Source organism: Nostoc punctiforme PCC 73102, from assembly GCF_000020025.1.
GTDB classification, from domain to species: domain Bacteria; phylum Cyanobacteriota; class Cyanobacteriia; order Cyanobacteriales; family Nostocaceae; genus Nostoc; species Nostoc punctiforme.
Genome location: NC_010628.1, coordinates 4,298,356 through 4,322,220, shown reverse-complemented (window position 1 = coordinate 4,322,220; position 23,865 = coordinate 4,298,356). Strand labels below are relative to the sequence as shown.

Genomic DNA, 23,865 nt, shown 5'->3' with positions numbered 1-23,865 from the left:
ATGCGTATCACGATTGTTACAGGTGGTTCCCTTGGAGATCTTCAACCTTATCTTGCTTTAGGACTGGGATTGCAACAAGCAGGACATGTGGTAAAGCTAGTTGTTTTTACTAATCAGGCTCGTCAGGAATTTATCAGCCGATGGGGTCTGGAATGTGTTTGTATGGATCTACATGCAGAAGAATTTTCCACAGAGCCATTCTGGAAATGGTTTCATCCCAACCCCTTTTACATCTTCAATAATATTAGGAGTGTTCTGCAACCTCTTGAAGATAGCTACCTGTTTAAACTCCTCGATCTTTGTCAGGGAGCAGAGGCAATTATCTTGAGTCAATTTTCATTGCTGGGTTATGACATCATCGAAAAGCTGGGTGTACCTTGTTATGCAGCCTGTATCCCACCTATTAGTCCAACAGGCGCTTTTCCTAACCCTGCTGCACCAATTGAATTGCGTTTAGGTGGAATCTACAACAGGCTAACCTACTTCTTATTCGATCGATTCTTATGGCGATCTGTTAGACAGCCGATAAACCGGTGGCGACAGGAAGTCCTAAAATTAACTCCTACCGCTTGGTGGTTAAGCCCAGTTCATCGTCTACACCAGCAAAAACTACCTTTTCTCTACGGCTACAGCCCATCTTTACTACCTAAACCGTCTGAATGGCCTGATTGGTTGCACGTTACCGGCTACTGGTTTATGGATTGTCCTGAAAATTGGCAGCCACCTGTAGACCTAGTAGATTTTATTGCAATTGGGTCGCCACCAGTGTACGTTGCTGGTCGTGGTTTAACAGAGGAAGAACTGAAATTGGTCTTGTCAGCGATCGCCCAGACAGGTCAAAGGTGTATCTTACAAGTACCAGGAGAACTCACTGGAGAAAACAGCCTCAGCGAGGATTTCGATTTATCAGATAAAGTCTTTAAACTTTCCGAATGGGTGCCATTTGATTGGCTATTCCCGCAAATGGCAGCACTTGTGCATCATGGAGGTGCTGGTACATTAGCTTATGGCGTGCGATCGGGTATCCCTTCTATAACCATACCCAGTGGAGATGATCGATTTTTTTGGGCGCATCGTGTAGCAGAGTTAGGTCTAAGCCCAAAGCCGATTTTGCCACACCAATTATCTACCAAGAGGTTAGCAGATGCGATTCGACTAGCCACCAATGACAAGTCAATGCAAGCTCGTGCAGAGGCAATGGGGCGAAAGATCCAAGCAGAAAATGGAGTGGTTCGAGCGATCGAAGCTTTTCATCGCCATTTGCCAAACAAAGTATAAAAATGAAATTTTCTACAGATAATTTTTAGTTTTGCAATACAACTATGACAATTCAAATCGATTTACCAGAAACCAGTACCAACAAAATTATCTATAGCGATGAATGCAAAGATATTCTTAACCTCTCTGTTGCGAAAATTCAGGAGATGTTCAAGTCATCTGGGATTATTCTATTTCGAGGGTTTGGGATCACCCATGAATTGATGCAAGTGTTTGCAGAACAATTTAGTTCTAGACTCACGCGAGATGATGATAAACCTCTGGTTGAGCCAAACGGGTTTGTCAGTTTAGTAGATATAGGAATGCATGAAATTCTCCCTCATCGTGAAAACGGTAGTTCTCCCTTTTCACCTGATGCTGTTTGGTTTTGCTGCACTGTACCAGCAGCAGAAGGGGGCGAAACTTTATTTTGGGATGGTATTCAAGTCTGGCAGAAATTAAGTGAAGAGTTAAGAAAGTTATTTATTTCTAAAAAAATTAAGTTTGTTCATAAATTCCCTGCTGATAAATGGAAGCATTTTTTGGGTTCAGATGCTACTATATCTGATGCCAAACGAGTGTTAGATGGTTTTAATAATGTAAAATACCAAATCGACCAAGAGGAGTCTATATATACAGAATATATTTGTTCAGCTGTGCTTCAAACAAAATATGGTAATCAAAATGCCTTTGTCAATGACATTATCACAGGCAATAGTAACCTGAAAGGCTCCGTAAATTTGGAATTAGAATCAGCATTAACTTTTGAGGATGGTTCGTTAATACCTGATGCAGCTATAGAGGAAATTGAGAAAGTCATGTATAGCTTAACTCAAGAAATTCGTTGGAAACCCGGCGATTTAGTAATGATTGATAATTCTAGATTTTTGCATGGTCGTAGAGCATTTAGCGATAATCGTCGGCGCTTGTTTTCTCTCCTAAGTTACCTCAACTTTTGATATCTATCAGTCAATACAATTCAGTTAAGCATTTCTTTCTTTTCTTCGCGTCCTTTGCGTCCTTCTCTAACGAGACGCTGCGCGAATGCGGTTCGTTAAAAAAATTCACTTTGACAAAGAGTAAACCATTAACTCAAGCGTATTGATCTATCAGTACATAGATACAGTAAATACAACATATCACAAATTTATATAACGATAAAAGGAGCATTTCATGTCTTCATCAAAGATATATTCTGAGTATGATGCTTTAGCTAATGCTTTCGACCGTACCCACAAAGTTAACTACGATGTTTGGGTAGAACTTATGGAAAAATTACTTTTACAGTATCTACCCAAAGAAGCACATATTCTCGACCTTTGTTGTGGTACAGGGCCAGTAGCACAACGTTTACTATTAATGGGATATCAAGTAACTGGACTTGATGGTTCTGAAGAGATGTTGAATCTTGCTCGTCAAAAAGCACCTAGTGTTAAATTTCTCCAGGGTGATGCACGCTTTTTCAAGTTTACATCTAGGTTCAATGCTGTTATTTCACTTGCTTCCCTTATGTATATCCTCAGTATTGAGGAACTGACAAGCGTATTTCAAAATATGTATGATTCACTGCTAGAAAATGGTTTCGCTCTGTTCGATTTAATAATCAAAAGTGAGTTAGAAATAGATGAAAATGAGGTTTTAGACACTGTTGAAGTTAAAGATGATTTTGTTTCCCTAGTAACTAATAGTTATAATCAGGAAAATAAATTAGAACAAAAGCATACTATACTCCAATTAATAAATGCAAATTGGCAGCGTTTTGACGTAAGTTTTACATTGAAAACTTATTCAATAGCAGAAGTTATATCTACTCTGGAAAAGACGGGATTCATAGAAGTTAAAGTATATAATGCAGAACAAGATTTGGGATTAAATGGAGGTTCTAGTCGAGCCTGCTTTGTTTGTCGTAAACCTAATTAATAATCTGATTCAGTACTAGAAGATGATTTTTTACATTTTTAGTATTAACTATAGAAATCCGATTTTATTTTAGAAAAAATTACCGACGCTCTGAGTCAACAGTCAACAGACCATACGTGAAATTTCACAAATCATCTAGGATTCCTATATTTATGAATAAAGCAGGAAATCATTTACAACAGAGATATTTAGAAGCATTCACTACACGCTACAACGAGCGGACAAAAAAATCAAAACAACTTGCTCAAACTTATCGTCCGATTATTACTAGTAATATGGGACCTGTAGGTTTTAGTTTGTCCTGTAAAGAAATGTGCTACCCTATTACTGCAAAGCGCTCTCTGGGTTCCAGGATATGGGATGTTGATGGCAATGAATATATAGATTTCATGATGGGATTGGGAGTCAATCTTTTTGGTCACAATCCACCTTTTATCCAAGCAGCCCTCAAAGAACAACTTGAAAAAGGAATCCAAATTGGTCCGCAATCAGAATTAACAGGTGAAGTCGGTGAATTAATTTGTGAACTGACAGGAATGGAGAGGGTTGCCTTTAGCAACACAGGCACAGAAGCAGTGATGGCAGCAATCCGTTTAGCACGAACAGCAACAGGACGTAACAAGATTGTGCTATTTTCTGGCTCCTATCACGGTCATTTTGATGGAACGTTAGTTGAGGTAGAAACGATAGATGGGATTCCGCATACTGTACCAATAACTTCAGGAATACCGCAAAATATTGTTGAAGATTATTTAGTTTTAGATTATGGAAATCCTCAATCACTAGATGCAATTAGAGCTAATAAGCACGAATTGGCTGCCGTTTTAGTTGAACCTGTACAAAGTCGCCGACCAGATTTACAGCCTAAAGATTTTCTTTTACAGCTGAGGCAATTGACCAAAGAATTAGGGATAGCATTAATTTTTGATGAAGTAATAACTGGCTTTCGTGTTCATCCAGGTGGTGCACAGGCGTGGTTTGGTGTTGAAGCCGACATAGCTACTTATGGAAAGATTGTTGGTGGCGGAATGCCGATTGGAATTATTGCTGGCAAAGCTACTTACATGGATAGAATTGATGGCGGAATGTGGAATTATGGTGATGCATCTCAACCTCAAGTCGAAACAACATATTTTGCAGGTACATTTCGTAGGCATCCACTAGCTATGGCTGCGGCACTGGCTGTACTTAAACATTTAAAAATGCAAGGATCGCAGTTACAACAGCAATTGAATCAACGGATGTCGCAACTAGTTGAAACATTAAATGCTTACTTTGAAGAAGAAGAAGTTCCCTTACGTCTGAGGAATTTTAGCTCGTGGTTTAGTCCTGCTTTTTTAGAGAACTTTTCGCTTTTAGAATATGCTACTCCATCCGAGTTGCGAGAACTTTTATATTATCACCTTCTAGATAAGGGGGTTATGTTGGGAGGCCCTGGAGGCTACCTTTCTACAGCTCATACAGATGAAGATATTAATTATATAATTCAGGCTTTTAAAGATAGCGTTAGGGAACTACGCAAAGGAGGCTTTTTACCTCCTATTGCTCCACAAAATTTGGTGAAAGAATTCTCATTAGAAACGAGGGAGCAGATAGCCGATGTCCGTTAATGATACTTTCAAGAACGAGAATATGGAAGGGATAGCTGTGATTGGTATGGCTGGCCGTTTTCCTGGAGCCAAAAGTATTAATGATTTTTGGCGAAATCTCAAAGATGGTGTGGAGTCAATTTCTGTCTTAACGGATGAAGATATATTAAATTCAGCAATTGACCCAGCTATACTGAATAATCCTCGCCATGTAAAAGCTGGGGCAGTATTAGAAGATATAGAATTATTTGACGCTGCATTCTTTGGTTTTAACCCCAGAGAAGCAGCAATTATGGACCCCCAACACCGCTTTTTCTTGGAGTGTTCCTGGCAGGCTCTGGAAGATGCTGGCTACGATTCTGAAAACTTTGCAGGCGAAATTGGCATTTATGGGGGTATGGGCTGGAACAGCTATTTGTTGTTTAACATTGCTTCCAACCGCAACTTACTCAGCTTAGAAATTGGTCAACAAACGCTGCTGGGTAATGAAAAAGATTTCCTAACTACACGCACCTCCTATAAATTAAATTTAAAAGGCCCAAGTATTAATGTTCAAACTGGTTGCTCCACATCATTAGTTTCAATCTATTTGGCTTGCCAAAGCTTGCTCAGTTACCAATGTGATATGGCTCTAGCTGGTGGTGTGAGCATAAATGTCTTACAAAAAGCTGGTTATTTACATCAAGAAGTGGGAATCATGTCTCCCGATGGGCACTGTCGTACCTTTGATGCCAAAGCTAGGGGAACTGTGGGTGGCAGCGGAGTTGGAGTAGTAGTTCTCAAGCGCTTGGAAGATGCTCTCAGCGAGCGCGATTGCATTCATGCTGTAATCATTGGTTCCGCCATCAATAATGATGGAGCTTTAAAAGTTGGTTACACAGCACCTAGCCTAGTTAGGCAAGCCCAGGCGATCGCACAAGCTCTGGCTGTAGCAGATATTGAGGCTGAGACAGTCAACTATGTAGAGTGTCATGGTAGCGGTACAGTTCTAGGAGATCCTGTGGAAATCAAGGCTTTAACAAAAGCCTTCCGTACAAGTACTCAGAAAAAAAACTTCTGTGCCATTGGTTCGGTGAAGACTAATGTCGGACATCTAGATGCGGCGGCAGGTATAGCTGGATTCATTAAGACGGTTCTGGCTCTAAAACACAAGTTGATTCCACCTAGCTTACACTTTGAGGAACCCAACCCTGAGATTGATTTCACCAATAGTCCTTTCTATGTAAACACCAAGTTGTCTGAATGGAAAACCAATAGCACCCCCCGCCGTGCTGGAGTTAGTTCCTTTGGTATTGGGGGAACTAATGCACATATAATTTTGGAGGAAGCCCCGATAGGAGAGCAGGGGGAGCAGGGGAGGAAATATCAGCTGTTGGTTATTTCTGCCAAAACGGAATCAGCATTAGAAACAGCTACGGCAAATCTGGTTAATCACCTCAAACAGCATCCAAATTTAAACTTAGCTGATGTGGCTTATACCCTGAAGGTGGGGCGCAGGGCTATGGGCTATCGACGGGTGGTTGTTTGTCAGGATATTGATGATGCAATGAATGCACTGCAAGATCCAAAACGAGTTTTGACTAGTATTCAAGAGACAAGCGAATACGCTGCATACACGCCCAGTCCTGCGGATGGGCTGCGCGATCGCGATCGCCCCGTCGCTTTGATGTTTCCTGGACTGGGAACTCATCACATTAACATGGCTCTTGAAATTTACCAAGTTGAGCCGACGTTTCAAGAAGCAGTGGACAGATGTTGCCTGTTGCTAAAACCTATCCTTGGTCTGGATCTGCGGGATGTACTGTATCCCAAAAATAGTTCCCAAAAACAGAACCCATCGAAACCAGGTCTGGATTTGCGAAAGATGCTTGGTCGTAGTGAAGAACCAGCAGATGAAGCCACCCAAAAACTAAATCAAACCTTTTTCACCCAACCAGCCATCTTTGTCGTTGAGTACGCTTTGGCTCAGTTGTGGTTCGAGTGGGGAATTCGTCCTGTGGCCATGATTGGCTATAGCATCGGTGAATTTGTAGCGGCAACTTTAGCAGGAGTTTTGTCCCTAGAAGACGCTCTGACTCTTGTTGCCAAAAGAGCGCAAATGATTCAAGAGTTGCCAGCAGGGGCAATGCTGGCTGTTCCCCTAACAGAACAAGAAGTGCAGCCTTTCCTTAGTGAGAAACTTTCCCTCTCAGCAATCAACGGCTCATCTCTTTGTGTGATTTCGGGTTGCACCGAGGCTGTGGATGAATTGGAACACCACCTAACCCAAAAGGGTTTGGCGTGTCGGCGGATTGTGACTTCCCATGCTTTTCATTCAAAAATGATGGAGGCGATCGCACCCGGCTTACATAGCCTAGTTAAAACATTCAATCTCCAACCACCTAAAATTCCCTATCTGTCCAACGTCACAGGAACTTGGATTACAGCAGAGCAAGCAACAGATCCTAGCTACTGGGTTAAGCATCTGTGCCAAACTGTGCAGTTTGCTTCGGCAGTGCAAGAATTGTCCAAAAAACATAATCCGGTTCTATTAGAAGTTGGTTCTGGGCAGACATTGAGCAGTTTAGCACTCAGTATTTTACAGAGCGATCGCCTAGTAGATCGAGTTGTGCTGCCATCGCTGCGGCATTCTTACGAACGTCAGTCAGATATTGCCTTTTTGCTGAATACACTAGGTCAGCTTTGGCTTGCAGGCGTGCAGATAGATTGGGCAGGATTTTATTCTCATGAGCGTCGCGATCGTTTGCCTTTACCGACCTATCCGTTTGAGCGCCAGCGTTATTGGATTGAACCACACAAACAAACACAAGTTGTCGCCATATCGCAGACATGCTCACCAGAACACTTTCAAGGCGGCGAAGCACAGGAATATCAATTGCCAACGAATAGCGAAATAGTATCAGAGCTTTCGCTACATTCGCGCCCGCACTTACGGAACTCTTATGTTGCTCCTAGCAGTGAACTCGAACACAAAATTGCTAGCTTCTACCAACAATCGTTGGGTATAGAACAAGTAGGTATATATGACAACTTTTTTGAATTGGGAGGAAATTCCCTGATCGGTATTCAGGTGATTGCCCAGCTTCGCAAAAACTTCCAACTAGAACTATCCCTTCGTGCCCTCTTTGAAGCACCCTCTGTAGCTGAGTTGGGTTTATTTATTGAAGAAATGATTATAGCGGAGTTAGAAGAATTAACTGAAGACGAAGCTCAGGAGCTTGTATCAGTTTTTACTCAAAACCAACAAGCATTGATAACAGTTAGCTAGCGATAAAGCTACAGATTGCCGAACGATCTAGAGATTGTGCATATCGGTAAAGCAGAAAATGATTACTTCTACAAGGACATTTTTGAAAATCAAGTCTATCTCAAGTACGGAATTACTCTCAACAATGGCAACTGTATTTTTGATGTCGGCTCTCACATTGGTTTGTTTACGCTGTTTGTCAATCAGCAATGCAAAAATGCCACAATTTACGCATTTGAGCCTGCTTTGCCTATGTTGGAAATTTACGCGCGAATACAAAACTCTATGGGGTGAATGCCAAACTGTTCAATCGCGGATTGCCTAACCAGTCAAAAGTTGCAACATTAACGTTTTATACCAATAGTTCTGGAACGTTGTCATTCTATGCTAGATGAAAAGCAAAAAAGTCAGTCTTAAAAGCAATTGTCCTCAATTAATTGCAAAATAATCTCAAGAGTAGAGAAAACCTGATACAATATTCTGATAAATTGCTAGAAGAAAGATTTAAAAGTCAGTCTTTTACTTGCCAACTGAGAGCCCTCTCTGATGTCCTTGGCGAGCAGAATATCGAACGCATATTACTAAAAATTGATGCGTATAAAAGCGAACCCGATGTCATCAAAGGCATCAAGAATGAAGATTGGCAAAAAATCAAGCAGATTGTCATAGGAGTAGGCGATAAACAGGGCGGCTAAAGTAAATTAACGTCGTAGTAAAAAAAGAAAACTTGTATGAATATTCAGCGATGTACTATGTTTACGCCTAACGAAAATGAAAAATCAAATTATAAAAATAGGTAGCAATGAGAGAAATTCAGACAGTTGGTGTTGTCGGAGCAGGTGTTATGGGAATCGGGGTTTCGCAAAACCTCGCTCAAACAGGTCATCAGGTGATTTTAGTAGATGTTTCAGAAGATATTCTGAACCATGCTAAACAAGAAATTAGAAATAATGTCCGTTTTCAGGGTTTTTTCCAGAAAAACAGTGAAGCAGAGAGTCCTGACGACATACTAAATAAAATCAAGTTTTCAACTAACTATAAATTCCTTGAAGATGCAGAATTTGTGGTTGAGAATGTCACAGAAAAGTGGGATCTTAAAAAAGAGGTCTACGCACAGCTTGATGCCATTTGTCCAGAGAAGACAGCATTTGCAGCTAATACATCAGCTATCTCAATTACCCGCATTGCTTCTGTTACCAAGCGAGCAACAAGAGTCGTTGGTATGCATTTTATGAACCCCGTGCCAATGAAACCGATGGTTGAAATGATTCGCGGGCATCACACATCTGATGAAACAATCGAGACAGCAAAAAAAATGTTGGCTCAGATGGGCAAAGAATGCATCATAGTTAATGACTCACCGGGTTTTGTTTCTAACCGCGTATTGATGTTGACTATTAACGAAGCTATTTTTATCCTGCAAGATCAAGTTGCTTCGATAGAAGAAGTGGATAAAATCTTTAAAACCTGCTTTGGTCACAAAATGGGGCCGTTGGAAACAGCCGATTTGATTGGTCTAGATACGATTTTATTTTCCATCGAAGTTTTGTATGAAAGTTTCAATGACAGTAAATACAGACCATGTCCACTGCTTAAGAAAATGGTAGACGCGGGGTTGCATGGTCGCAAAAGCGGCAAAGGGTTTTATGCCTATAGCAATCCCAACTAATTTGTAAAATTCTTTTTCATTTTATCTGATTGCTATACCAATAAATAAGAAGATGACCATAGCATTCCTCAATCATTTGTGAAATCAGTTATTTTTATTGCCTTCTTGTTATTTATGGTTCGTTAAAACAAGTATTTTGGATAAATCATATCGGTCTGCGATAAATATAAAATTACACAAATAGCGTTAAATTATGAAAGAAACCACAACAAGAATTAAAACCTTCCTTTCCCGATTTTTTGGTGGTCATGACTTGAAGCCAGATGAAGATATATTTACTCTAGGTTTTGTTAATTCAATGTTTGCTATGCAACTAGTATTATTTTTAGAACAAGAATTTCAAATTACTATTGAAAACGAAGACCTAGAGTTTGATAACTTCAAGACAATAAATGCTATGACCAATTTAGTACAACGTAAAACAGCTTTGCTTACCTACAACTAAACCAAAAATTGACGGTATTTATCTACCTCATTGATGTGATGAAACTAGAATTAACTCCTCAGCAAAAAAATGCTCAGGCTGAATTTAGAGAATTTGTAGATGCAGAGGTTGTATCTCAGGCAAATCAATACGATCAACAAGAGTATACCCCCTCAGACCTAGTTCAAAAATTCGCTCAAAAACGATATTTGGGTGCTGTTTTACCTAAAGAATTTGGTGGCGAAGCTATGGATATGATTACCTATGGCTTGCTGAACGAAGAAATTGGACGCGGATGTTCTTCGCTGCGGAGTTTGTTGACAGTTCATTGCATGGTTTCTCATGCTCTTTGCAAGTGGGGCAATAAGTCTCAAAAAAACGATTGGCTTCCCAAATTAGCCTCTGGTGAAATAATTGCTGCTTTCGCTTTGAGCGAACCTAATGTGGGTAGTGATGCTAAAAGTGTGGAAACTACGGCAACACTTTCTGGGGATGCTTACATCTTAAATGGACACAAGAAATGGATTACCTATGGACAAATTGCAGATGTCTTTTTAGTATTTGCTCAATGTGAAGGAAAACCCTCTGCTTTCTTAGTTGAAAAGAATAGCCCTGGACTCTCGATTAAACCAATTTTTGGAATGCTAGGTGTCAGGGCTTCGATGTTAGCAGAATTGCACCTAAATGACTGTCGTATTCCCCAGGAAAATCTTGTGGGTAGGCTGGGTTTTGGTTTCTCTTATGTGGCATCTTCTGCACTGGATTATGGCAGATACAGTGTAGCATGGGGATCTGTAGGCATTGCACAAGCTTGTTTATCAGCTTGCATTCGCTATACAAGCGATCGCAAGCAGTTTGGCGTTTATTTAAAAGAACATCAATTAATTCGCCAAATGATTACTAACATGATTGCCAATATCAAAGCAGCAAGATTGCTATGTTATCAAGCTGGCTATCTCAAAGAAATTGGCGATCCTAGCTCCATTATCGAGACTTCAATTGCTAAATATTTTACATCTACAATTGCTTCTCAAGTAGCAAGTGATGCCGTACAAATTCATGGTGGCAATGGTTGCAGTAGCGAATACCCAGTTGAAAGATATTTGCGAGATGCAAAAATCATGGAAATCATTGAAGGTAGCACTCAAATTCAACAAGTTACTATCGCTGAGTACGGTTATCAGGAGTACCTATCACCACGCACTGGCGCTGTGATGCTGCAAAATTTAGCAGCAAGGATGTAAACACATGATTAGCACTCAAATTGAATCTTCAAATAACAAGCAAGAAGACAACAAAATTATTAAGTGTGTCGTTTGGGATTTAGATAACACGTTATGGCATGGTGTGTTATTAGAGGATAACCATGTTTACTTGCGAGATGATATCGTAAATATCATCAAAACTTTGGATAGTCGCGGGATATTACAATCTGTTGCAAGTAAAAACGATTGTGTTCTTGCCATGAACAAACTTCAAGAGTTTGGTTTGCAAGAATATTTTCTATATCCTCAAATTAATTGGAATTCCAAAGCTGCTTCTATTCAAGAAATCGCTAAATTAATTAATATTGGAACAGATGCGATCGCCTTCATTGACGATCAGCCATTTGAACTAGAAGAAGTTAACTTTTCTCTGCCGGAAGTTTTCTGTATTAACGTCTCTCAACTGGCGCATCTACTAGATATGCCAGAAATGAATCCACGTTTTATTACAGAAGATTCCAAAATTAGAAGGTTAATGTACATTAGTGATATAAAGCGTCAAAATACTGAAAAAGAATTTGTTGGCACACCAGAAGAGTTTTTAGCCACCCTCAAGATGAGTTTTACCATCTCTTCGGCAAAAGAAGAGGATTTGCAACGAGCAGAAGAATTAACAGTACGTACTAACCAATTGAATACAACTGGTTATACATATTCTTATGATGAACTCAATCATTTTCGTCAATCAGAAAGCCACAAACTGTTTATTGCTAGTTTAGATGATAAATATGGAAGTTACGGTAAAATCGGGTTAGTTTTGATAGAGTGCCAAGAAAGCATCTGGACAATAAAACTTCTGCTGATGTCCTGTCGTGTTATGTCTAGAGGTATCGGCACAATTATGCTGAACCATATTATGAATCTAGCTAAAAACAATAACGTTCGGCTGTGCGCTGAATTTGTTTCCAGTCATCGTAACCGGATGATGTATATAGCTTATAAATTTGCAGGATTCAAAGAAATTGAAAAGCGTGGTGAACTAGTAATTTTTGAAAATGATTTAACGCGGATTCAACCTTTTCCAAAATATATAAAATTACAGATTCTGAATTAGAAAAAGTTTAAATTTTTAGGTAGATATTGCTCAATAGGATATTGAGTTAAACAAATGACTTTTCGCAACGATAGTATAAGCTTTGAGCAGAAAAAAGATGAAATTTCCCGGCGACGTTCTCAGCTTTCCGTTGTCAAGCAAACGCTGCTGAAAAAGCGGTTATGCGGATTTGAATCTAATACTCAATTACAACTTATTCCTCGACGTTCCCAGCGCGGATCGGCACCTCTATCCTTTGCTCAACAGCGGATGTGGTTTCTCTACCAATTGGAGCCAAACAGCGCTGCCTATAATCAAGTTGCATCTATACACATAACCGGTTCACTCGACCTAGCAGTGCTGGAGCAGAGCTTAAATGAAATAGTACGCCGTCACGAAGCTCTACGCACCACCTTTGCGATCGCAGAGGGAGAATCGGTTCAAATCATTGCCCCAGCCTTGACTATAACTCTGCCGAGAGTAGACCTCAGAAAGTTACCGGAAGTTGAGCGTGAGCAAGAGGTTCAGCGACGCACTACTCAGGAAGTCCAACAGCTTTTTGACTTAGAACAGGGCCCATTGCTGCGGAGCATCTTACTGCATCTGAGTGAGACAGAGTATTTGCTGCAAATCACTATGCACCACATTATCACCGACGGTTGGACATGGGGCGTACTCGTTCGTGAATTGGTAGCGCTTTACGAGGCTTTCAGTATTGGTAAGCCCTCTACCCTGCCTGAACTCCCGATTCAGTACGCAGACTTTGCTATTTGGCAGAGGCAGTGGCTGGCGGGAGAAGTATTAGAGACTCAAGTCGCTTACTGGAAACAGCAGTTGCATAATCTTCCGACATTGCAGTTGCCTACCGACCGCCCTCGACCTACAGTTCAAGCCTTCCGAGGGGCTAGACAAACTCTAATGTTACCAAAGGCTTTATCCCAAGAGCTAAAAGTCCTGAGCCAGCAAGAAGGGATAACGCTGTTTATGCTACTGTTAGCAGCCTTTAAGACTTTGTTGCACTGGTACACAGACCAAGACGACATAGTTGTAGGTACTGATGTCGCCAACCGCAATCGACCAGAGGTTGAAGGGCTAATCGGGTTCTTTGTAAATCAACTGGTATTGCGGACAAACCTCTCAGGAAATCCTACCTTTCGAGAGTTGCTTGGACGAGTACGCGATTGTACTTTGTCAGCCTATTCCCATCAGGATTTACCGTTTGAGAAACTTCTGAACGCCCTGAAACTGGAGCGAACCCGAAGCCGTATGCCACTGTTTCAAGTCAAACTTGTTCTCCAGAATGCTCCATTACCACCTTTGGATATTTCGGGTTTAACGGTAAATATTTTGGATGAGGTAGAAACAGGGGAAACCAAACTTGATTTGTACTTAGAACTAAGAGAGACAGAGCAAGGATTGAAAGGATTATTGGAGTACGACACAGACCTATTTGATGCTAGTAGTATTACCCGGATGCTGAAGCATTTTGAAATAATTTTAGCGAGTGTTGTTACACAACCGGATGCTGAACTCAATCAACTAGAAGAAATTTTAAAGAAAACAGATAAGCAACAGCAGATGCTCCATAAAATAAAACAAAAAGAGGTGTTTTACCAAAAATTAAAAAATGTTCAAAGGAAGGTCATTAGTGAAAATTTATAAAAAGAGTTAACAAATTAGTTTTTATGAAAAAATTAGAAAATAAAAAATCTAGCTCTATAAAATTAGAGACAGTGCGACGAAAGACAATTAACTTGTCAGAAACAGAATTTATCAAGATAGATTTTCTCACCCATTGGGAAACACTTCCGATCGTCCTAAAACCTAATATTGACTATCTTGATTTAGCCGATTGGATTGAGAGCAGCCAAAATTTTATAGAAACAAAATTACTAAAATATGGTGCGATATTATTCCGAGGATTCAATGTAGACACCGCAACAACATTTGAGCGAGTTTGCTTGGCTCTTTGCTCAGACTTGTTTAATGAGAATGGGGAACATCCCCGGAAAAGTGTTAGTGGTAAAGTTTATACTCCAGTATCTTACCCTGCTGATAAAAAGCTCTTGTGGCATAACGAAAATTCATTTAATTATTCTTGGCCAAGAAAAATATTGTTTGGTTGTCTTCAGCCTGCACAGCAGGGAGGAGAAACACCAATAGTTGATAGTCGGATAGTTTTTCAGCTAATCGATCCTAAAATTAGAGAGCGATTTATTGATAAGAAAGTTATGTATATCCGAAACTACGGGGATAGATTAGGATTGAATTGGGAAACAGTTTTTCAGACTAGCGATCGCTTAGAAGTAGAAGCTGCATGTACAAAAGCGGCAATTGATTTTGAATGGAAAACAGGCAATCGACTGAGGACAATTGCTGTTCGTCCAGCAGTTGTCAAACATCCTCAAACTAAGGAAATGTCTTGGTTTAATCAAGCGCAACATTGGCATCCAGCTTGTTTAGATTCACAAACTCGTGAGTCCCTTTTATCAATGTTTAAACAAGAGGATTTACCACGAAATTGCTATTACGGAGATGGCTCTCTTATTGAAGATTCGGTACTGGAAGAAATTTGTGGAGTCTATCAGCAATTAGAAGTTAGCTTTCCTTGGAAAAGGGGAGATTTATTACTACTAGATAATCTATTAACTGCTCATAGTAGGAATTCATATATGGGAGAAAGGCAACTCTTAGTTGCAATGGGCGAAATGGCCAACTTTGAAGATGTCTAACATCTAAAGTATATAAATACGCTATCAAGCGTAAATAGGATAAATGCAAAAACAAATTCACGGATTTCAACTTTCACCGCAACAAAAGCGATTGTGGTTATTACAAAAAGACAGTCAATATTATCAAGTATATGGTGCTATCCTCCTGGAAGGGAATTTGCAACTGGAGATTTTAAAAGCAGCTTTACACCAAGTAGTAAATCGGTATGAAATTCTCCGGACGACTTTTCATCAGACCCGTGGGATAAAAATTCCCATTCAGGTAATTAATGAGCCTACCCTCCTATCATTAAGTGAATATTCTTGGGAAAACAAAGAGGCTTTAGGATTAGAGATAGAGAAGCTGTTTCAATCAGGAATTCAGCAAAGTTTCGATTGGGAGAAAGGGCCACTTTTGCAAACAACCTTCACTACTCTCTCACCAAAAAAGCATTTATTACTTGTCAGTTTGCCTGCTTTGTGTGCGGATTCACCTACCCTGAATAATTTAGTTTGTGAACTGAGCAAATGCTACGCGGCTTGCTTACGGGGCGAAACAGTTATTGAGCAACCTTTACAATATGCCGAGATTGCTGAATGGCAAAATGAATTGCTGAAAGCAGGAGATGTGGAATTAGAAACAGATTACTGGGGAAAGCTAGATATTTCTAGTCTTAGTGGCTTGCGGCTTCCTTTTGCAAATCAGCAAACTGAGAACTCAAAATTTGAACCCAAATGGTTTAGTAGGGAAATTGCGCCTGATTTAGTAGCAAAAATAAATGCCATTACTCACGGTAAAAAAATTAATAAAGATGTATTTTTTATAACTTGCTGGCAAATTCTGCTATGGCGGCTCACCGAACAATCAGACATAGTTATTGGTACAGTTAATGATGGTCGCAGCTATGAAGAATTACAAGAATCGTTGGGACTAATTGTTAAATATTTACCTCTTCGGTGTCATCTCGAAGATAGCTACAAGTTCAACAATCTCTTGGTTCAGGTTGCAGAAACTATAAAGGAAATATCTGAATGGCAAGAAAGTTTTTCTTGGGAAAAAAGTGTTGAATCGGGTAATAGTCTAGAGCAGTTATTCTTCCCATTCTGTTTCGATTTTGAATCTCTCTCGGCTAAACATTTTGCTGGCGATGTCTACTTTTCAATTTATCAACAGTACACTTGTGTTGATAAGTTTCAGGTCAAACTAACCTGTGTTAGTCGGAATGATAGTATAGCTGCTGAATTTCACTACGATGCGAATGTTTTGGCTTTAGAAGACATTCAGCGTCTGGCGAATCAATTTGAGACATTGTTAACCAGTGTGGTTAAAAATCCCGGAGGTGCGATCGCTACTTTCGACATTATCAGTCCTATCGAGCGTCAGCAACTTTTAGCCGAATTTAACAATAGTCAAACCACTATTTTACCCTACCAGTGCATCCACCATTGGTTTGAGTTACAGAGCGATCGCACACCCGAAAACATCGCTGTCAGATTTCAAACCCAGCAACTAACCTACGCCGAACTCAATGCTCGCGCCAATCAGCTAGCTCACTACTTACAAAAACTGGGAGTTGGTTCCGAAGTGCTAGTGGGCATTTGCGTAGAGAGGTCTCTAGAAATGGTCATCGGAGTCTTAGGTATCCTCAAAGCAGGTGGAGCTTATGTTCCCATCGATCCCATCTATCCCAAGGAACGCCAAGCCTTCATTCTTGGGGATACTCAGGCTCTTGTGCTGCTTACCCAACAAAGTTTAGTAGCCGAAATTCCAACAGAGGGAATCAAAGTCATTTGCCTAGATACCGACTGGGAAGTTATCGCTAACGAATGTCCAGAAAACCCAGTCAGTCAGACAACTGCTCTCAATCTAGCTTACGTCATCTACACCTCCGGCTCCACTGGTAAACCCAAAGGGACGTTAATTCCCCATCAAGGTTTGGTAAATTATCTGAACTGGTGTACGCAAGCTTACGCAGTCGAGCAAGGAGACGGGACGCTAGTTCACTCTTCTTTAGCATTTGACCTGACAATAACTAGTCTGTTTTCACCCTTACTGGTAGGGTGTCGGGTAGACTTGTTGCCGGAAGATCAGGGCATCGAAACCCTAAGCAACTCGCTACTTCACCACTCCAACTTAAGCCTGGTTAAAATTACACCTGTTCATCTGGAATTGCTCAACCAGCAAATATCACCAAAAGAAGCTAGTGGACGAACTAGGGCTTTCATTATTGGGGGTGAAAATTTATTAGTTAACAGCATTAGCTTTTGGCAAAAGGCTGCTCCTGACACCATGCTTGTCAATGAGTATGGCCCCACAGAAACAGTTGTGGGATGCTGCATTTATAAAGTTCCAAGTAGCGAACAGCTATCAGGGTCGGTGCCAATTGGTCAGCCAATTGCCAATACCAAGCTGTATGTACTTAACCCGCACTGTCAGTTAGTCCCCATTGGGATGGTGGGTGAACTATACATTGGCGGTTTGGGAGTAGCCCGAGGCTATCTAAATCGCCCTGAACTGACCGCAGAAAAATTTGTCCCCAACCCTTTCACTAATGAACCTGGGGAACGTCTTTATAAAACTGGCGACCTAGTTCGTTACCGACCAGATGGAACGCTAGAGTTCCTGGGACGTTGCGATGACCAGGTGAAGATTCGAGGCTTCCGCATTGAGCTAGGGGAAATTGAGTCTGTACTCTCTGAGTATTCGGGAGTACAAGAAACAGTAGTGATAGCGCGGCAGGATGTTCCAGGCAACCAGCGTTTAGTGGCATACATTGTTTGGAACCATGAGTCACCCTCCCTTAGCGATCTGCGAAGTTTCCTCAAACAGAAGCTACCTGAATACATGATGCCCTCAGCCTTGATATCCCTGAAGGCACTACCATTAACTTCTAATGGCAAAGTAGATCGACGCGCACTGCCAGCACCAGACACAACCAGACCCGAACTGGAAGCAACTTACGCTGCACCGCGCACTGCTGTTGAGGAAATATTAGCCCAAATCTGGAGTCAGGTACTTGGTGTCGATCGAGTGGGCGTTTACGACAACTTCTTCGACTTAGGCGGAGATTCTATTCTCAGCATTCAGGCGATCGCCAAAGCCAAGCAGACTGGTATACAGCTAACTACCAGTCAAATTTTCGATCGCCAAACGATTGCTGAATTAGCCGCAGTGGCGGGAAACACTCCCACAATCCAAGCGCAACAGGAAGCGATCGTTGGTTCATTACCCCTGACACCCATCCAATCGTGGTTTCTAGCACAAAATCAGCCTGATTCGCACCACTGGAACCAGTCAATCCAACTGGAAGTGAATCAAGAACTCGACCCATCAATCGTAGAGCAGGCGCTACAGCAATTGCTTATACACCATGATGCGCTCCGCCTGCGTTTTATGCAGACGGAATCTGGTTGGCAACAGTTCAACGCTAGCCCAGACGAAGTTTTATCTTTTATCAGACTGGATTTGTCGGCGCTGTCATCAGAAAAACAAGAATCTGCCATTGAAGAAGCAACAGAAACAGTACAGGCGAGCCTGAACCTATCCTCTGGGCCGCTTTTGAAGGTGGCCTTTTTTGAACTGGGTGTGCAAAAGTCAGCCCGAATGTTGGTTGTTATGCACCACTTGGTAGTTGATGGTGTCTCTTGGCGAATTTTGTTGGACGCTCTATATACACTTTGTCAACAGCTTTCTCAGGGTGAAGCAATTAAGCTTCCACTAAAAACTACTTCGTTTCAACGGTGGTCGCAACGACTAGAGCAATACGCGCAGTCAGCAGAACTAAAGCAAGAATTACCTTATTGGCTCTCAGAATCGCGGAAATATATTTCTTCTCTGCCAATGGATAATGAGCGAGGGGACAACCTGATGGCTTCTGCCGAAACTGTATCAGTCAAACTCAGTGCAGAAGAAACTAAAGCATTGCTCCAAGAACTTCCTCAGGTTTATCTAACCCAAATCAATGACCTGTTAATAACAGCAGTTGCACAAACTTTGGCACAATGGAATGGAGAGCGAATCTCCACAGGAGACGCTTCGCGATCGCTATTAATTGACTTAGAGGGTCACGGGCGAGAAGATATATTCGACGATATGGATCTATCGCTCACCGTAGGTTGGTTCACAACCATCTTCCCAGTTGTCTTAGAACTGGGTGAGGAAATCTATCCAGAAAATACCTTAAAATCAGTCAAGGAACAGCTTCGCAAAATTCCCAACCAGGGCATTGGCTATGGCGTACTGCGCTATATGAGCGAGGATGTAGAAATAGTTGAGCAACTACAAGCCCTTCCTCAAGCTCAAGTTATTTTCAACTACTTGGGTCAGTTAGATCGAATTATCCCTGAAAATTCTGAGTTTCGATTATCCCACTTGATACCCGGACTAAACCGCAGTCCACGAGGAAGCATGAGCCATTTGCTGGAGTGTATTGGCTTTGTTATGGGTGGTCGGCTGCAAATAGATTGGATATACAGCAAAAACATTTATCAACGGGCCACAATTGAGGGTTTAGCTCAAGGTTGTGTAGAAGTGCTGCGGGCTCTTATTGTCCGTAGTCAGTCTCCTGATGCATTTGGCTATACTCCTTCTGACTTTCCTGATGTTGAACTAAGCCAAGAAAAATTAGAAAAGGCTTTTGCTGAAATAGACTTTTCTTAAGTGAGGATAAAATGAACAAGAAAAATATTGAAGCAATTTATCCCCTTTCGGCTCCACAGCAAGGTATGCTGTTTGAGACGCTGTATTCTCCAGAGCCAGGCATCCATATTGAGCAATTGACTGGTGTTTTTCAGGGAAATTTAGATATTTCTGCCTTTGAGCGAGCATGGCAGCAGGTTATAGACCGCCACTCAGTCTTGAGAACATGTTTCATCTGGAAAGAACAAGATGAGCCACTTCAGGTAGTACTTCGACAGGTGAAAGTACCGCTTGAACAACTAGACTGGCATCAGTTTTCATCATCTCAAGTCAAAGAAGAACTAGAGGCTTTTCTTCAGGCAGAACGTCATCAGGGTATAAACCTTTCCAAAGCACCGTTGATTCGCCTAGCTCTGATCCATTTGGGTAAAGAAAATTATCAATTTATTTGCACTCATCACCATATTTTGATGGATGGATGGTCTGTCTCTTCGATCTTCCAAGAATTCTTTGCCTTTTACGAAGCGTTCTGTCAAGGTCAAGACCTACATTTAGAAAAACCTCGTCCCTACAGAGACTATATCGCTTGGCTGAAAAAACAAGATTTGTCCAAACCAGAAGCATTCTGGCGCAAAACTCTACAGGGTTTTACCAGACCAACCCCACTGGGAACAACAGTAGAGTCGCTAAGTGTCGCTGACCCAGAAGACATTTACGGAGAACAGAAAGTTTACTTATCAGCACCTGCTACAGCTACCTTGCAATCTTTGGCAAAGCAATATCGCTTAACTTTGAATACGGTTATTCAGGGAGTTTGGGCATTGCTTTTGAGCCATTATAGTCGGCAAGAAGATGTCGTTTTTGGCATTACCGTCTCTGGTCGTCAGTCAGACTTAGAGGGGGTTGAATCAATGACTGGAATGTTGATCAATAGCTTACCCATACGGGTAAAGGTTTCCCCTAGAGCATCTTTCTGGTTTTGGCTCAAAGACATCCAGACCTATAATGTAGAGCTTCAGCAGTATGAATATAGCCCTACTGGTCAAATCCATCAATGGAGTGAAGTTCCGGGAGCCTTGTCTCTTTATGAAAGTCTTCTAGTTTTCGAGAACTTTCCAGATATATCAAGACAGCAATCATCAGTTCTAAGTATCAATATCAGTCAGACTCATTTTAAAGGGGCACAAACTAAATATGCCCTGACGTTGCTCGTAGTTCCAGACTCAGAACTCAGATTTGATCTGATCTACGATACACGTCGCTTCGATAGAGCCGACGTTACTTGCATTCAAGACCATTTGATCGGCTTACTTGAAAACATAGTTGCCGCTCCAGAAGAACAACACATCGCAACACTTTTAGATAAAATTCCAGCCAATCAAATCCCGAAAATCCGGTTGCTTCCAAAACATGAGCCAGACAATTTTGGTCATGTCTTTGTGGCACCGCGTAATCCTGTTGAGGAAGTCCTAGCCGGAATCTGGAAGCAAATTCTTGGTGTTGAGCAAGTGGGAGTTGACGACAACTTTTTTGAACTGGGTGGACATTCCTTACTTGCCACTCAAGTTATGTCTCGCGTGCGCGATGCTTTCTGCCTTGAACTACCCCTGCGTCACTTATTTGAATCACCTACTATCGCTAGCCTAGCTAAACAGATTGAAATTGTGATGAGACTGGAACAAAAGCTAGAAACTCCTGCCATCACACGCATTTCCCGAAATGGCAATTTACCACTATCTTTTGCTCAAGCTAGATTGTGGTTGCTAGAGCAACTATATCCTGGCAGCTTAACCTACAACGATCTATCTGGTTTACGTCTCGTTGGTTCCCTAAATTTAGGTGTGCTGGAGCAGAGTTTGCAGGAAATAATCCGTCGTCATGAAGCGTTGCGTACTACCTTCTATATGGTAAATGGACAACCATTTCAAGCGATCGCTTGCAGTCTAACTATCAAAATACCAGTAGTGGACTTACGGGAGTTACCAGAAGCACAGAAGGAAGCTGTTGTTCAACAACTGATTACAGAAGAATCGCAACGGTGTTTTGACCTAGTGCAAGGGCCATTACTAAGATGTACTCTCCTGCGTATCCACGAGCAAGAACATATAGTATTGTTCACAATCCATCATATTGTCTCAGATGGCTGGTCAATGGGTGTGTTTGTTCAAGAATTAGCAACATTGTACGAGGTATTTTGTGCCGGAAAACCTTCTCCGCTTTCAGAACTACCCATACAGTATGCAGACTTTGCAATCTGGCAAAAACAGTGGTTGCAGGGGGAGGTACTAGAAGCTCAACTTAGCTACTGGAAAAAGCAATTAGGAAGCAACCTTCCTATACTGCAATTACCTACAGTTCGCCCACGGGCAGAAGTTAAAACTAGTCCTTGTGCAACTCAATTCTTCAACATTCCCTCTAACCTATCTCAACAACTGCAAGCACTTACCCGCCAAGAGGGTGCTACTTTATTCATGACCCTACTGGCAGGGTTTCAAATATTACTACAACTTTATACCCAGCAGGATGACATCATTGTTGGCACTGATGTTGCTAATCGTAATCGAGCCGAAATCGAATCATTAATTGGCTTTTTTGTCAATTTGCTGGTCTTACGCACCGATTTGAGCGGAAACCCCAGTTTTCGTGAGTTACTTGGGCGAGTCCGCGAGGTAGCATTAGGAGCTTATGCTCATCAAGATTTGCCCTTCGAGAAATTAGTAGAGGTTTTGCAACCTGAGCGCAATTTGAGTAATACATCGCCACTATTTCAGGTATTGTTTGTCCTTCAGAATGCCCCAATGCCAACCTTAGAATTGCCAGGATTGACCTTAAGTTTCTTGGAAATTCAAAACAAAATAGCTAGGTTTGATTTAGCACTATTTTTAACAGAAACAGAACAGGGAATTTTGGGCAAGTTGCAGTATAACGCCGAACTTTTTGATGCTGCTACCATCACTCGGATGACAAATCACTTCCAGACACTGCTTAACAGCATTGTGTCTCAACCTGATGTGCAGATTGGCAATTTAGAAATGTTGACTGAGGCTGAAAGAAACCAACAAGTTAGGCAAAAAAGAGAGCGTAAAGCATTTAATCAGGAGAAGTTAATCGGCATTACTCCTAAAGCTATTAGCTCGTTGCCAGAAAAATTAGTCGAAACTTGTTACTTTCAAACAGGACAAACATTTCCCCTAGTAATTAAGCCTGCTAGTAACGATATTGATTTGATTGCTTGGTCTAAAATGAATCAGGAATTTTTAGACAAGGAATTGTTAAAACATGGCGCAATTTTGTTTAGAGACTTCAATATAGAATCAGTATTAGATTTTGAAAATTTTGCCCAGGTAATTTCTCCAGACTTATTTGATGAATATGGTGATTTACCCCGGACTGGAGAGGGTGGTAAAGTTTATGGTTCTACTCCTTACCCGCCTAAAAAAGCTATTCTCTTTCATAACGAAAGTTCTCATTTACATCAGTGGCCTCTGAAAATTTGGTTTTTCTGCATCCAAGTAGCACAACAAGGTGGAGAAACACCAATTATAGACTGTCGAAAAGCTTACAAAATAATCAATCCCAAACTGAGAGAAAGATTAGCTCAAAAACAATTAATGTACGTCCGTCACTATACCAAAGGTCTGGATGTAAGCTGGCAAAATTTCTTTCGTAGCAATGACAAATTAGTTGTAGAAAATTATTGCCGTCAAGCTAGAATTAATTTTGAATGGTATAATAATAGTCTAATTACTCGCCAAGTTCGTCCAGCATTGGCAGTACATCCAAAAACTAGCGAGTCTGTATTTTTCAATCAAATTCAGTTACACCATATAGCATATTTAGACGCAGAAGTTAGAGAATCTCTATTGTCTACATTTGGAGATAAACAGCTACCGCGTAATGTTTATTACGGAGATGGTACTCCTATAGAAGATTCAGTTATTGCAGAAATTAATGAAGTTTATCAGCAATGTCAAACGAGCTTTTCTTGGCAGCAAGGTGATATTTTGATGTTAGATAATATGCTAATTGCTCACGGACGGAATCCTTATGTAGGTTCTCGGAAAATTGTTGTAGCAATGGGCGAAATGATTAAAGAAATATAATTGAGGAT

The 23,865-nt window shown here is 41.1% G+C and carries 14 protein-coding genes and 1 pseudogene; all 15 read left to right on the top strand.

The genetic code is table 11. The annotated features are described in order from the left end of the window. On the top strand, positions 1-1,278 hold the full coding sequence (locus tag NPUN_RS17440) for a glycosyltransferase (protein ID WP_012409832.1): 1,278 nt from the start codon (positions 1-3) through the stop codon (positions 1,276-1,278). Positions 1,279-1,322: 44 nt separating this feature from the next. Further along, positions 1,323-2,216, top strand: coding sequence for a TauD/TfdA dioxygenase family protein (locus NPUN_RS17435; RefSeq protein ID WP_012409831.1), 894 nt, complete (start codon positions 1,323-1,325; stop codon positions 2,214-2,216). A 214-nt stretch (positions 2,217-2,430) separates the two neighbouring features. Next, the gene (locus NPUN_RS17430; protein ID WP_012409830.1) at positions 2,431-3,177 is read left to right on the top strand and encodes a class I SAM-dependent DNA methyltransferase; all 747 of its coding nucleotides are present in this window, start codon (positions 2,431-2,433) and stop codon (positions 3,175-3,177) included. Positions 3,178-3,329: 152 nt separating this feature from the next. Next, positions 3,330-4,787, top strand: a complete 1,458-nt coding sequence (locus NPUN_RS17425; RefSeq protein ID WP_012409829.1) for an aspartate aminotransferase family protein — start codon at positions 3,330-3,332, stop codon at positions 4,785-4,787. Further along, positions 4,777-7,959 (top strand): annotated as a pseudogene (locus NPUN_RS17420) (type I polyketide synthase); the annotation flags it as partial. The gene NPUN_RS17425 and the pseudogene NPUN_RS17420, both read left to right, overlap by 11 nt. Before the next feature lie 90 nt (positions 7,960-8,049). Further along, positions 8,050-8,307, top strand: a complete 258-nt coding sequence (locus NPUN_RS17415; protein WP_041565483.1) for a class I SAM-dependent methyltransferase — start codon at positions 8,050-8,052, stop codon at positions 8,305-8,307. A gap of 194 nt (positions 8,308-8,501) precedes the next feature. Next, positions 8,502-8,708 carry a class I SAM-dependent methyltransferase gene (locus tag NPUN_RS17410; RefSeq protein WP_234710941.1) on the top strand — a complete coding sequence of 69 codons (207 nt, stop codon included), beginning with the start codon at positions 8,502-8,504 and terminating at the stop codon, positions 8,706-8,708. A 107-nt stretch (positions 8,709-8,815) separates the two neighbouring features. Further along, complete coding sequence (locus NPUN_RS17405; RefSeq protein WP_012409827.1) at positions 8,816-9,682, top strand: 3-hydroxyacyl-CoA dehydrogenase family protein; 867 nt, start codon at positions 8,816-8,818, stop codon at positions 9,680-9,682. Between the two features lie 193 nt (positions 9,683-9,875). After that, positions 9,876-10,127: an acyl carrier protein gene (locus NPUN_RS17400; RefSeq protein ID WP_012409826.1), complete on the top strand. Its 252-nt coding sequence runs from the start codon at positions 9,876-9,878 to the stop codon at positions 10,125-10,127. A gap of 38 nt (positions 10,128-10,165) precedes the next feature. Then, complete coding sequence (locus tag NPUN_RS17395) at positions 10,166-11,350, top strand: acyl-CoA dehydrogenase family protein (protein ID WP_012409825.1); 1,185 nt, start codon at positions 10,166-10,168, stop codon at positions 11,348-11,350. Positions 11,351-11,354: 4 nt separating this feature from the next. Next, a complete protein-coding gene (locus NPUN_RS17390) occupies positions 11,355-12,425 on the top strand; it encodes an HAD-IIIC family phosphatase (protein WP_012409824.1) in 1,071 nt (356 codons plus the stop codon). 54 nt (positions 12,426-12,479) lie between these two features. Continuing rightward, the gene (locus tag NPUN_RS17385) at positions 12,480-14,066 is read left to right on the top strand and encodes a condensation domain-containing protein (protein ID WP_012409823.1); all 1,587 of its coding nucleotides are present in this window, start codon (positions 12,480-12,482) and stop codon (positions 14,064-14,066) included. 23 nt (positions 14,067-14,089) lie between these two features. Further along, positions 14,090-15,136: a TauD/TfdA family dioxygenase gene (locus NPUN_RS17380; protein ID WP_012409822.1), complete on the top strand. Its 1,047-nt coding sequence runs from the start codon at positions 14,090-14,092 to the stop codon at positions 15,134-15,136. 43 nt (positions 15,137-15,179) lie between these two features. Beyond that, a complete protein-coding gene (locus NPUN_RS17375; RefSeq protein ID WP_012409821.1) occupies positions 15,180-19,775 on the top strand; it encodes a non-ribosomal peptide synthetase in 4,596 nt (1,531 codons plus the stop codon). 11 nt (positions 19,776-19,786) lie between these two features. Continuing rightward, the gene (locus tag NPUN_RS17370; RefSeq protein ID WP_012409820.1) at positions 19,787-23,857 is read left to right on the top strand and encodes a condensation domain-containing protein; all 4,071 of its coding nucleotides are present in this window, start codon (positions 19,787-19,789) and stop codon (positions 23,855-23,857) included. Positions 23,858-23,865: the final 8 nt, after the last annotated feature.